We start from the raw sequence: 13052 nt of genomic DNA, 5'->3' as shown, positions 1-13052 counted from the left end.
TGTTATCATTATAATTATCAACATTGTTTTAGGAATAAGAGCTTTTATATTTGCATCTGAACTTAAAGCTGTAATTTCGGCCAACTCCTCATCAATGACAATATTATACGCTATCCAAAATGAAATATTAACTTCATCAAAAAATTCGTTATTACCTTTAAAATCTAAAAAAGCGAATGAATATTATAATCGTGCAAAGAATTCATTAAGGATAATGTATCTCGCCACTATAGCTTGCATATTATTCAATTACCCAGGGAGTTAACAGTCCCTCTTAGTTAGGGAAAGTGCAAATTTGACCTGCAACTTAGATACGTGAGCGGATTTTTTTCATAGTCGTCACCTGCATTAATTATTGCAGAAAACTCCAATTGTGTAAGCAATGGTATGGACTGAACAAATGGCGTGACAATGATACATACTGAGCAGAAGCATAATATTGATGGAAGATCTTCTACAGGAGACTTTTGGATCCATCTCATCAGAGATGATCCTAACTTCCAAACCATGCTCTCAGGAATTTTATCAGCGCGAACGACTAGAACACCGGCACGCATTACTGTTACGGATGAATCTGATAGCCAAATTGATACCTTTCTTGAATTATCTTACGCTATGACTACCAGCTGAATTACTCAGTTATACTAACTCAGCCCAAATCCTCTATGTCGTATAGGGCTCCACTTTATTCATCAATAAAAACGTTACGTGTTGCACATTCTGCAATACAATCAAACTACACCTCGTAGCTTTCTAGTATGAAACTTTATTACTCTCCCGCATTAAAAAGGGCCCGGAGGCCCTTCATCATTCGACGGTAACGGATTTGGCCAGGTTCCTTGGCTGATCGACGTCGGTGCCTTTAATCAATGCCACATAATAAGACAGTAGCTGCAGCGGGATGGTGTAGATAATCGGCGCAATAGGGGCATCACAATGGGGCACATTAATAACCCGCATTGTGTCGTCGCTGGCAAATGCGGTGTCTTTATCTGCAAAAACGTACATTATGCCTCCCCGGGCACGCACTTCTTCCACGTTTGATTTGAGTTTTTCCAGCAATTCGTTGTTAGGCGCAACCACAATTACCGGCATTTCTTCGTCAATTAACGCCAACGGACCATGCTTCAGCTCACCAGACGCATAGGCTTCTGCGTGAATATAGGATATCTCTTTGAGCTTTAAAGCCCCTTCCATAGCAATTGGATACTGATCACCACGCCCTAAGAACAGAGAATGGTGCTTATCGGCAAACTCTTCCGCCAGATCTTCAATACCTTGAGTAATAGTGAGTGTCTCTTCCAGTTTGGCTGGCAAGCTGTGTAATGCCTGAACGATGGCATTTTCGTCACTTGCGCTCATGCTGTTGTATTTGCCTAACGCCAGCGTCAGCATCAGAAAGGCCGTTAACTGTGTGGTAAAGGCTTTGGTTGATGCAACGCCAATTTCAGCACCAGCGCGCGTCATGAACGACAGGTCTGACTCGCGAACCAGCGACGAGCCGGGGACATTACAAATTGTCAGACTCGCCATGTAGCCCAACTCCTTTGCTAAACGCAGTGCCGCCAGCGTATCCGCGGTTTCCCCCGATTGAGAAATAGTGACTAACAGGCTGTTTTCATGCACCACTGACTTGCGATAGCGGAATTCTGAAGCGATCTCGACATTACACGATACGTTCGCATATTGCTCAAGCCAGTAACGCGCGGTCATTCCCGCGTGATAGCTGGTTCCACAAGCTATTATTTGCACATGTTTTACTTTTTCAAACAGGGCATCCGCACCACTTCCAAACACATCAGCAACAAGGCCTTTTTCATCCAAACGGTGCTGCAATGCATTGCGCACAACCGTGGGCTGCTCATGAATTTCTTTCAGCATGTAGTGGCGGTAACCGCCTTTGTCACCGGCGTCGTGCTCAATGTTTGATTCGATGACTTCACGTTCAACTGCATTACCCTGTTTGTCAAAAATTGTCACGCTACGGCGGGTAATTTCAGCCACATCGCCTTCTTCCAGGAAGATGAATCGACGAGTCACAGGTAATAACGCCATTTGGTCAGACGCAATGAAGTTTTCACCCAGCCCCAAACCAATCACCAAAGGGCTCCCAGAACGCGCAACTACAACGCGAGATGGGTCTTGCTTGTCCATAATGACGGTGCCATAAGCGCCGTGGAATTGCGTCACAGCTTGTTGCACCGCTTCCAGCAAAGAGCCAGCGGTTTTCATGGCTTCATTCACCGTATGCGCAATGGTCTCGGTGTCTGTGTCGCTGGTGAATCGATAGCCTTTCGCAGACAGGTTTTCACGCAACGTCTGATAATTTTCGATAATGCCATTGTGAACCACGGCGATACGCTCATCTGACACATGAGGGTGAGCATTCGCTTCCGTTACGCCACCATGTGTTGCCCAGCGGGTATGAGCAATACCTGTAGATCCCAGCGCCTCGTCTTCGCCAATGGCGTCTACCAATTCCTGCACTTTGCCGGTACGACGTACGCGCGTCAGCGAACCATCTGACTGCAGCAAAGCCACACCAGCGGAATCATAACCCCGGTATTCAAGTCGTTTCAGTCCTTCTAACAGGATTTCAACTACATTACGTTCGGCTACTGCCCCCACAATCCCGCACATATCTATTCTCCGTTGGGTGAGGCGGTCAGCACCGTCACACCATATTCTGACAATTGCTTTTCTGCTTCTTCAGAAAGGCCGGTATCGGTTACCAAAACAGCGACTTGCTGCCAGGCTAGTTCTACATTTGGCATTTTGTTTCTTAACTTAGCGGATTCTGCCACAACAATCACCTTCGATGCCGCATTTGCCATTGCCTGGCTAAGCTGCGTCATTTCATTGTAAGTTGTTGTACCTCGCGCAATATCCAACCCTGCGGCTCCAACGAATGCCAGATCAAAGTTGTATGCTTGCACCATAGTGCCGGCCATTTTCCCCTGAAACGACTGCGAACGCGGGTCCCAGGTTCCGCCGGTCATAAGCACGGTTGGCTCATTTTTAAACGCCACCAGCTTGTTCGCCACTGACAGGGCGTTTGTCATCACTACGAGGTTTTTCGGCTGGTTTAAGTGCTCGACCATTGTAGCCGTAGTGCTACCACTATCGATGATCACTTTCTGGTTATCACCAATCAGACTAGCGGCCAACTTGCCAATGGCGGCCTTAATCGGTGAGTACGTGTCTTGTTGGCTATCTGTTGAGGTACTTGAAGTGGCAGGGTAAGGCGCTGCCCCGCCGTGTTGGCGAACGATTAGGCCTTCAGAGTCTAACACCGACAAGTCTTTTCGAATTGTGACAGAGGACGTCTCAAACAACTGCGCCAGTGCGTCAACCGCGGTCAAACCGTGCTGATTTACATGTTCAACGATCCCATGCCGCCGTGTCTGTGTGTTTCGTTTAGCCAAGAAAAAAACTTATTAATTACGAAATGAAAGAATAATTTACCTTAAATATTTCGAATCGCAAGATTTATTTGGCTATTTTGTGTGCATCCAATTCATTTTGGATTAAATCGATGAGGTAAAGAATTTTGCTGTTCGACAGCTGCCGATAGTCAAAATAGGGGCATACCACCAGGTTCAGCCGCTTATTAATCGCAAACTCCGGCGTTATCCAATACAAACTTTCAGCAATGTGCATTTGCTGCGCATACGTGCGGCCCGTAATGATATTCAAGGCATTATCATCGAAGCTTTTAGGCTCATCGAAGATTAACGCTGTGTTGGAGTTCGCCTCCAAAAGGTGGGTGTCTCGAAATGCTTGCCATCGGTCGCCGTGTTTGAACTGCCATTGCTCTGGCATGGCGTACAGTAATTTTGCATAAACATTAAAAACTTTACGCCAGCCGTTGCCGCATGCGTTACCGATTGCCGCTATATCACCGGTTGTTAAAGGCACAACACCAGAGGCAACGCGTGGAAGACTAAATGCCGGTCGATTTGCAATATACACGCGCAACCGGGCACCGCTGTCCCCCAGGCCTTGAATCTCAGTAGCTCGTAAGTCTGTCATTTAAGGCGGATATACGTATTAAACAACTGGTACCGTGCACTGCTTTTGAGACGATTTAATTGCCAGTTCGATAAGTCGAATGACCGGCACGACCGTCTCAGCATCAGCCGGTAGAGGAGAACCAAGGCGAATAGCATCGGCCAACTGTTGATAAAAACCCATGTAGTCGCCGGATTGCGTATTGATTAATCGGTTGTCTGATTCCGTGAACAGTGTGCCTTCTTGTGTGTCTGGTGTTTTCGCCCATTTAGGGTCATCAAAACGCAGACCGGCCTTCAACTGGTCTTCCTGCGGATCCAGAGCATGCTTTCTGTAGCTTCCTTTATCGCCATGCAAAGCAAATCTTAGCGTAGCACCTGCTTCAAAGGGGGTTGAGCCAAGCTGGGCAAAATGGGTGCCGTAGAACAAGGTGATCTCAAACGCATCATTGGCTTCACCGCCGTCACGCTGAGTGAGAATATGCGCATTAACTGCATTCGGCATACCCCAAAGCTGAACGCATTGATCAATAAGGTGAGGACCAAGATCCCAGAAAATACCCGCGCCGGGGCCCTCTTGTTCGCGCCAGCGCTGCCTTGGGTGTGGGCGGAAACGGTCAAAACGACTCTCAAACCGCTTCACTTTGCCAATAGCTTGCTTAGCAATTAGCTGTTTGATAGTCAGGTAATCGCCATCAAAGCGACGATTATGGAACACACACAGTTGTTTACCGACCTGCTTGGCCAACGCCACCAGGCTTTCACCTTCTTCGCTATCTAAGGTAAAGGGCTTCTCCACTAGCACGTGACAACCGGCTTCCAGAGCCGCTTTTGTTTGTGGCGCATGCAGATGATTTGGCGTGGTGATCACAACCAAATCAAAACGGGACGCTGCCAGAGCTTGCTCCAACGATGCAAAAACAGTGCTTTCGGGTAGTTGGTCATGCACTTTTGCAGGATCAGATGACACCACTGCATTGATTTCAAAATCAGCTAAATGCGTAAGAAAAGGGACGTGAAAGGTTTTGGCTGCATAGCCAAAACCCACCACGAGCGTTGAAATTGTCATAAACTCTGCGTTTCCGTGTTGCTAAGGTGGGTGTCTTGTATATTTAGTCGTGGTTTAATTTCGACAATCAATCGGCCTACGATTTTTTGACCGGTCGCTTCCAGCCACTGATATTGCGCTGCTTGCTGCGCGCAACCGCCAGGCTATTCTCGGGTACATCAGTCGTTACGATAGAACCAGCCGCCACTGTCGCGCCTGCGCCAATTTGAACAGGCGCCACCAAGGCTGAATTGGAACCGATAAACGCATTTTCTCCGATTAAGGTCTTAGACTTATTCACGCCATCGTAATTACAGGTGATGGTGCCAGCACCAATGTTGCTGTTTGCGCCAATGGTTGCATCGCCCAGGTAAGTCAGGTGATTGGCTTTTGCGCCCTCGCCCAGCGTCGCCTTCTTCATTTCCACAAAGTTGCCAACTTTTGACTTTCGTTCCATCACAGCGCCCGGACGTAACCTAGCGTAGGGGCCAACCGAACATTCAGCGCCAACGTTTGCGTTTTCGATAATGCTATTGGCTTCAATTACTGCGCCCGATGCGACCTCGCAGTCAATTAGCATGCAGTTTGGACCAATAACAACATTGTCACCCAATGTCACTTTGCCAGAGAACACACAGTTAATGTCGATAAACACGTCCTGCCCTGTTATCAGCTCACCACGCACATCTATGCGGGCTGGATCGGCGAGAGTTGCGCCAGACGTCATAAGCGCTTCCGCCTGCCAGCTCTGCAGCGTGCGCTCCAATCTGGCCAATTGCACCCGATTGTTCACACCCTCTACTTCCATAGGGGAGTCTGGATGCGCAGATTGAATACGCTTACCTTCTGCCGCAGCCATGGCAATGACGTCGGTTAGATAGAACTCACCCTGGGCATTATCGTTAGTTAACGCGGCCAACCAGCGCTTCAAATCCTTGCCGCCCATTACCATCATGCCGGTATTAATTTCGGTAATTGCGCGCTGGGCTTCAGTGGCATCTTTATGCTCTACGATCGCGACAATATTGTCGTTCTCGCGAATAATTCGGCCCATCCCTGTTGGGTCATCCAAATGCACAGTAAGCAGGGCAAGGTCACATTCCGATTTCACAGCAATCAGACGTTCCAGAGTTTGCGCCTGGATGAGCGGCGCATCGCCAACTAAAATCATGACATCTTCATCATCGGCAATATAGTCAACCGCTTGCATTACCGCGTGCCCGGTTCCCAATTGTTCCTGCTGGAGGCACCAATTGATCTGTCTACCTTCAACGTTGGCCTTGAGTTGCTCCGCACCGTGACCGTAAACCAGATGAACCGCAGTCGCATCTAATGACTCAACCGTATTGATGATGCGTTGCACCATAGGCACACCACCGACCGGATGTAATACTTTCGGCAACGAAGACTTCATTCTTGTGCCTTTACCGGCTGCCAATACCACTACTGAAAATGCCATATTGAATCCTTTTCGCAATTGATGCGCGATAGTGTAACCAACTCATGACAGCAAGTCAGTGCCTCCTTCACATTTCTTGGACACCCACCTTTTTTGGGACACCCACTCTTTCTCGAAATTACAGTTCAATTTCATGACAAATTTGATGAAAAGAATCGGTGAGCTGAACTGTGTGGGTGTCCTGAAAAAGGTGGGTGTCCCAAATTTAGTGTCCCAAATTTAGTGGATGTTCAGCTTTGATGTTTCCAGCTTTGATGTCATTATTCTGCGACAGTGGCGCATCTTTTGTTCAGCGGGTATCATAGGCACATTGGAAACGTCGGTAAGTATTTTGGCGTTTTCCCATGCAGTAAACCTCACAGCTTCAAGGAGTGAACATAAGCCAGTGAACGCATTCAGGACATTACATCGAAGCATATTGCTGTTGTTCGCCGTGGTTGTCATCGCGATTGTCACGCTGGTGCATTTTAGCATCTCGAAAATTGTTGCCGAGCAAAGCCGGGCACAACAACAGTCATTGTCTCCCGCGATATCGTTAATCGTTTCGCAAATACTGAAACCATTGCATGTGTCTGAGGCACTCGGCAAATCCCGAGAGCTGGTGACATTAATGGAAAAGAACCAATTAGACGAAGCAGAGATCTTTTCCGCGCTGGAGAGGATGGAGCAGGAATTCGGCCTCACCTTTTTTATTGCTTCCGAAGAAGCCCGGGTGCAGTACAACTCAGATGGTAGCAAACTCGATTTAATAGAAGGTGAAGTATCCTGGTACTTCAAATACCGGGACTCAGAAGCCGACGCTATTGCCGATATTGGTAAATGGGAAGACACCCATTTCTACATCGACATTAAAATTTACGATGACGCAGGCAAATTTCTCGGCTTCTTTGGCGTAGGAAAAAGTCTGAAGAGCTTTGTGTCAGTATTCGAAACCTACAAACGTCAGTACGGCTATGACTTCCTGTTTGTAGACGGCAAAGGCGACATCATGTTGTCTTCCGATGCGTCGCTCATTGCAGCCAATGCCGACTTCACGAACTTGTCTGAATTACCCTGGTACGCCAGCTTGCCCGACAAGGTGATCGCAGAAAACGCGCTTAACAATCAGTTGATTACCATTAATGGCAACGACCACCTCATTGCCGAGGTTGCCTTGCCCCAGTTTGGCTGGACGGTGTATTTGTTAAGTCCACTGGATGCACGCCAGGCAGAAATATCACAAGGCTTTATCTTTAGTGTGGTTACGCTGCTGGTTATTATTTTTGCGCTGTTCTTGTTGATCTACAATTTGTTGTATTACTTCCGTCGCGACATGCAACCGGAACTGATCATCAGAAACACGCATCGGTTACCAGACCGAACACAGTTGGAAGAGTCTTACGGTGAACTGACAAATAAGCACTCCTCACTGAGCATTATTCTTGTCGATATTGATGACTTTATGTCAATCAATGATCAATACGGACGCAATGCTGGTGACGATGTGCTGGATAAGGTATCCAACCTGATCGGCAGCCATTTGCGCGACAAAGACATACTGGGTCGCTGGAGCAGTGAAGAGTTTATTCTTTTACTGCCTGATATGGGGCCGCATGAGGCGCATGACCTCGCGCAAACACTGCGCCATGGTATCGCAATCTTGCCGCCACCTGCTGAGCATCCGGATCTGCAACTCACAGCGAGCTTTGGTGTGTCATTTACCGCAACGAAACGTTCCATGAATGAAGTTACCGCTCACGCCGAAGACGCGCTTTATCAAGCCCGTCGTGATGGCCGAAACCTTGTGCGAGTGCAGTTAATCGACGCCTGATGCGGCGTCGTTTTCAGTGAACTGAAGATTGACCCATGGCCCAGCGATATCCCCGTTGGGCCACACCCGACGTCAAACTAATCCCCAACAGAATCAATCCACCCCCGCTAAAGTCCATCCAGCTAAGGCGTTCGCCTAAAAAGAAGAATCCCCACACAATACCGAACAAAGGCACTAAATACCCCACCATAATGGCCTTAGCTGGCCCGGCTATCGCTATCACGTAGAAATATAATAAATACGCTATACCAGTGCCACCGATCGCTAGCGCAAGCGCGTTTATCCAGGCCAAAGCGGACGGTAGTTCCGACGGTAAATCGACAAACAACAAGGGGCAAAGCAGCAACGACGCCCACGCCTGACTTCCGCCAGCAACCACGACAGACTTCACGCCCGCGAGGGATTTTTTCAGTAAACAGGCTCCAAACCCATAGCAACAGGTCGCACCTAACACGGCCAGAATCGGAATTAGACTTAGACTTGCTCCTACCGCTTTCTCGAAGCTGATCAGTACAACGCCTAAAAAGCCACATACCAACCCAACAAACCCAGAGGGCGAAAGGCGGTCGTTTAACCACAACATAGCTATCAAAGCGCCAAACATCGGGGCCGTGGCATTTAAAATAGCCAGCACCCCCGACTGCAAATGCAAACTGGCATAATTAAATAGAATAAAGGGCACACCAGTATTGATAAGCCCTAGCACCGCCATGGGGCGCCAATACGCTTTTAACATTGCTCGCGCAGACTGGCTGACTAAAAACGGCAGGAATACCAGCGTCGCCAGCACAGTGCGCAATTCAACCAGAGTAAAAATACCAAATTCAGGCGCCGCTACGCGCATAAACATAAATGACGCGCCCCAAATCGCCCCCAATAGCAGTAATGCTGCCAGTGCTCGATTACTCATCGGTAAGGGATCCCCTCAAGGTCCAGCAACTTCTGTTTTCGCAACAAGCCACCTGCATAGCCGGTTAAGGTGCCATTTTTACCAATCACCCGATGGCAGGGCACGATGATACTTACAGGATTCCTGCCGTTTGCCATACCTACCGCACGAGACGCCGTCGACTGACCCAACGCGCTGGCTATTTGCCCGTAGTGCTGTGCGTGTCCGAATGGTATTGTGCAGAGTTGCTGCCACACTCGCTGCTGAAATGCGGTGCCGATTGCTGCCACGGGCACAGTAAAGGTAGTTAACTCTCCGGCAAAATAAGCGTTGAGCTCACGACAACACTGCTCTGTTAGTGCGGATGGGTTAGCCATGGCGTCAATTTCGTCAACGAACTTCACCACCGTCACGCCTGCTTCGTTTGCTTCAATCCAAATATGTCCTAACGGACTCGTTAGACTTTGTGAAAATATCATCTGCCGTTCACTCTGTTATTGTTCTGACGATGCCAGCAGCCACAGCTGCAAGGTGAGATAGCTTCGCCACGGCGCAGCTAACTCAGGTGTTACACCGAGTAATTCGGCTTGTCTGCGGGCAATCAGATCTCCGGCTAAAAACTGATCCGGCTCACTCATTCCGCGCAGTTGTATATATTGCAATGTCCAGGGGCCAACACCCCGTATAGCAAGAATTTGCTGGTCAGTGGGGGCCGACGGTGCACAATCTCTTATTAAACCAGCAAAATCACGCAGTGCCTGCTTGCGTGCACCTGGCATTTTAAGCATGGCCAGCTCACTGTTGGCAACGGCATCTGGTGACGGAAAATAGCGCTGGTCTTCGCGGGTATTCCCCAATGCATCAACGAGGTAATGCAATTGTGTGATAGCCGCCTTAATACTGACCTGCTGCCCTATAATAGCGCGGCAGCCTGCCTCAAAGATATTCCAGACACCCGGTAAGCGTATACCAGGTACCAACTGGGACGGTGAAAGTCCGGCCGCCAGCAATGCCTCCTCGACCCATTGCGGGTTTGTGTCCATGTCCAGCACCCGGCGCAATGTCACCAGGGCTGGCTGTATTTGATTGGGATCAGACACCTGCATGGTAACGTCAAAGCCGTTTCCAGCATCGTTAAAGTGAGCACTTACACTCAAGGGGCCATATTCATCTTGAACGTGTCTGGTGTAACTGCTGGTTTCTATCACTTCAACAGATTTTACCGCACGCACCGCCAGAAAGTCTCGGACTTGCGGCCAGTTGTAGGGCGCATTCACAGGTATAAACAGCGTAACCTGAGACGACGTTATTCCACCACTTCGGCCACGAAGCTGACTTGGACTTAGCTTACACCAACGCTGCATGTTGTCCTGCAATCGCCTGGCAGACTGAAAACCACACGCCACGGCGACCTCTGCGACCGGCAACGCCGTTTGCTGAAGCAAACGTTTGGCTTGTAACAGCCGGCTGTGCAGTTGATAGCGTTTTGGCGGCATGCCCACCGCTTCCTGGATCAGTTGGTTCAGATACCGTTCGGAAATTCCCATGCGTTCAGCAATGCTGGCTATAGAACAAGACAGTTCGCTGGCCAATAATTGCAATGCCCGTTTAGTGGTCGTTTCTACCCCATGCCAGGCGCAGGAGCCCGGAGCGCTGTCGGGTCGGCATCGAAGACAAGGCCGAAACCCTTGCTCCAAAGCCTGCTGTGCAAAATGGAAATACCTGACATTCTGTTCTGCCGGCAACCGCGCCGGGCATATTGGTCGGCAAAAAATCCCCGTCGACAGCACAGCAACGTAAAAGCGTCCATCAAAGCGCGCATCTCGCGACAGCCGCGCGGTAGCGTACTGCTGTTGTAGGGCTGACGATATCATGGCGTGACCCGTTGGTTGAAAATACCCGGCTATAGTAACGACTTTTTTGGGTAAGGATGCGATGAAATCCGCACTCAATTAAAAACTTGCGGTAAACGAACTTTACGTCTCGAGTTGATCAGTTTTAGCCGTCACCGCATAATATGGTCGTTCTTATCCGCATAACAAGCACGTACGTGCGTTACTAATTACCGGAGTGTTGTTTGTATTTTTGTTTGTCGCGTTGCGTAAACCGGGCGTTTGCGCTGTTTTTTGCTGTCAGTATGCTGACCTCGCAATATGCGCTGGGCGAAGAACAGTGGTTTGCCGATTATGCCAAGCACGTCAAACAAGAAGCCAGAAAATACCGCGTGCCGGGCTATGCCATGGTGTACTACCAGCAAGGTAAAGCACCGGTAATCGAAGTGTATGGCAACACGCACAAAGGCGGCGATGCAGTGACGCCTGACACCGTATTTCGTTTAGCCTCGGTTTCAAAAACCTTTACCGCCGTACTGATGGCTAAGCTGGTAAGGCAGCATCAGCTAGACTGGTCAACGCCTGTCGCCTCACTGAGCACTACCCTGCAGTCCCAGGGCACCATGAACCCAAACCTCACACTTGGCCACATTGTCGGTCAGTCAAGCGGCTACATGCCCAATGCCTACGACAATCTGATAGAAGCCAACTACCCGCTGAAACGGGTCCTGAATCAGCTTGCCGGACTGAAACCACTGTGCGAACCGGGCGAGTGTTACACTTATCAGAATGCCCTGTTTGGTGTGATTGAAGAGTACTTTGTTGGCAACAATACGTCGTATCATCGCCAGTTGAGAGAGCAGATTTTATATCCCCTGGGTATGGAAACCGCCAGTGCCGGAAAGGGCGGCCTTTTGGCGTCTGAACAGTGGGCCAGACCCCATATTGCCATTGCGCGAAACCGCTGGCGAGAAGGACATGTCGAGAGTAACTACTACCGGTTCAGCCCGGCAGCCGGGGTGAACGCCAGTATTAATGACATGACACGTTGGCTCCAGGCAATGCTGTTGGAATTCCCCACCGTTGTGCCTGAAGATGTCATTGCCGACGTGACTACGCCGAGGGTAAAAACCACGCGTGAAGTCTACCGACGCGGCTGGCGCGACAAGTTAACAGATGCCCATTATGGATTTGGCTGGCGTATTTATGACTATGCAGGTGAAACGCTGAACTATCATGGTGGCTGGGTGAAAGGGTATCGCGCAGACGTGTCGTTTTCGCCTAAGTATCGCGCGGGTTATGTCATGCTAATGAACGCGGAATCCAACCTCATCAACACCACAACAGCGGACTTCTGGCGAACCTATTTTCAGGAAGCGAAACGCCAGCAACAGCAAACAACCAGCGTGGGAAATTAACGGGAAGCAGGCTCGTCGCCTACTCCCCCAGTAACCACTTACTTGGTCTTCAGGTAAGTGTATCCGCTCAAACAGTTCTCGTAAAAGTCTGTCCAGCGAACGCCTTCGCGAGGCTTGATGTTGCCTGCTGATACCTGCTTGTCAATCAGGCGCTTCACGTCAGAAGCCATCGCTTTAGGATTGTATTGCATGATAGACAACACGTCTTCCACCGAAGAGCCTTTAACAACTTCTTCAATGTAGAAGTCTTCCGGATCGTCGTCGTAACTAAAGATGTGTACCTCGTTCAAACGACCAAACAGGTTGTGCATGTCGCCCATCACGTCCTGATATGCGCCGGTTAAGAACAACCCAATGTAATAAGGCTCGTCCTTCTTCAGCTTGTGCATAGGCAGAATGTCGGTAATTTCACGTCCCACTGTAAACTGATCGATTTTGCCGTCACTGTCGCAGGTAATATCCACCAGCGCACAGTTTACTTCCGGTCTTTCGTTCATGCGTGTAATCGGCACCACAGGCAATAACTGGTCAATAGCCCAGGTATCAGCTGCCGACTGGAATACCGAGAAGTTACACAGGTACTGCG

Annotated in this window: 10 protein-coding genes and 2 pseudogenes; 2 read left to right on the top strand and 10 right to left on the bottom strand. The window is 49.3% G+C overall.

Annotated elements, in window-relative coordinates; genetic code table 11:
• Positions 1-807 precede the first annotated feature (807 nt).
• The 5 genes from glmS to glmU form a co-directional block, all read right to left on the bottom strand.
• Complete coding sequence (gene glmS, locus AC4MRN_RS05395) at positions 808-2640, bottom strand: glutamine--fructose-6-phosphate transaminase (isomerizing) (RefSeq protein WP_155016340.1); 1833 nt, start codon at positions 2638-2640, stop codon at positions 808-810.
• Positions 2641-2642: 2 nt separating this feature from the next.
• The gene (locus tag AC4MRN_RS05390; protein WP_487966748.1) at positions 2643-3425 is read right to left on the bottom strand and encodes a DeoR/GlpR family DNA-binding transcription regulator; all 783 of its coding nucleotides are present in this window, start codon (positions 3423-3425) and stop codon (positions 2643-2645) included.
• A 64-nt stretch (positions 3426-3489) separates the two neighbouring features.
• Positions 3490-4032 (bottom strand): DUF6942 family protein, encoded by a 543-nt coding sequence (locus tag AC4MRN_RS05385; RefSeq protein ID WP_491202703.1) that lies wholly within the window; start codon positions 4030-4032, stop codon positions 3490-3492.
• A gap of 18 nt (positions 4033-4050) precedes the next feature.
• Entirely contained in the window at positions 4051-5079 is a 1029-nt protein-coding gene (locus AC4MRN_RS05380) for a Gfo/Idh/MocA family oxidoreductase (RefSeq protein ID WP_491202702.1), read from the bottom strand.
• 76 nt (positions 5080-5155) lie between these two features.
• Entirely contained in the window at positions 5156-6517 is a 1362-nt protein-coding gene (glmU, locus tag AC4MRN_RS05375; RefSeq protein ID WP_487966745.1) for a bifunctional UDP-N-acetylglucosamine diphosphorylase/glucosamine-1-phosphate N-acetyltransferase GlmU, read from the bottom strand.
• A gap of 385 nt (positions 6518-6902) precedes the next feature.
• On the opposite strand from glmU, the gene AC4MRN_RS05370 reads away from it, so the two are divergent.
• Positions 6903-8327 (top strand): sensor domain-containing diguanylate cyclase, encoded by a 1425-nt coding sequence (locus AC4MRN_RS05370; RefSeq protein WP_073318657.1) that lies wholly within the window; start codon positions 6903-6905, stop codon positions 8325-8327.
• A gap of 13 nt (positions 8328-8340) precedes the next feature.
• Here the strand turns inward: AC4MRN_RS05370 and AC4MRN_RS05365 are convergent, their stop codons facing one another.
• The 4 genes and pseudogenes from AC4MRN_RS05365 to AC4MRN_RS05350 form a co-directional block, all read right to left on the bottom strand.
• Positions 8341-9237, bottom strand: a complete 897-nt coding sequence (locus AC4MRN_RS05365; protein WP_491202701.1) for a DMT family transporter — start codon at positions 9235-9237, stop codon at positions 8341-8343.
• A complete protein-coding gene (locus AC4MRN_RS05360) occupies positions 9234-9695 on the bottom strand; it encodes a methylated-DNA--[protein]-cysteine S-methyltransferase (RefSeq protein WP_491202700.1) in 462 nt (153 codons plus the stop codon). Before AC4MRN_RS05360 ends, AC4MRN_RS05365 begins: the two co-directional genes overlap by 4 nt.
• Before the next feature lie 15 nt (positions 9696-9710).
• Positions 9711-10763 carry an AlkA N-terminal domain-containing protein gene (locus AC4MRN_RS05355; RefSeq protein WP_491202714.1) on the bottom strand — a complete coding sequence of 351 codons (1053 nt, stop codon included), beginning with the start codon at positions 10761-10763 and terminating at the stop codon, positions 9711-9713.
• Positions 10764-10931: 168 nt separating this feature from the next.
• A pseudogene (locus AC4MRN_RS05350) lies at positions 10932-11090 on the bottom strand (Ada metal-binding domain-containing protein); the annotation flags it as partial.
• Between the two features lie 263 nt (positions 11091-11353).
• On the opposite strand from AC4MRN_RS05350, the gene AC4MRN_RS05345 reads away from it, so the two are divergent.
• Positions 11354-12466, top strand: coding sequence for a serine hydrolase domain-containing protein (locus AC4MRN_RS05345; RefSeq protein ID WP_073318660.1), 1113 nt, complete (start codon positions 11354-11356; stop codon positions 12464-12466).
• 38 nt (positions 12467-12504) lie between these two features.
• Here AC4MRN_RS05345 and AC4MRN_RS05340 read toward each other — a convergent pair.
• Positions 12505-13052, bottom strand: a pseudogene (locus tag AC4MRN_RS05340) (biosynthetic arginine decarboxylase); the annotation flags it as partial.

Source organism: Marisediminitalea sp., from assembly GCF_984433645.1.
Note: the sequence above shows the minus strand (reverse complement) of the source record. Positions and strands in the feature narration are given on the sequence as shown.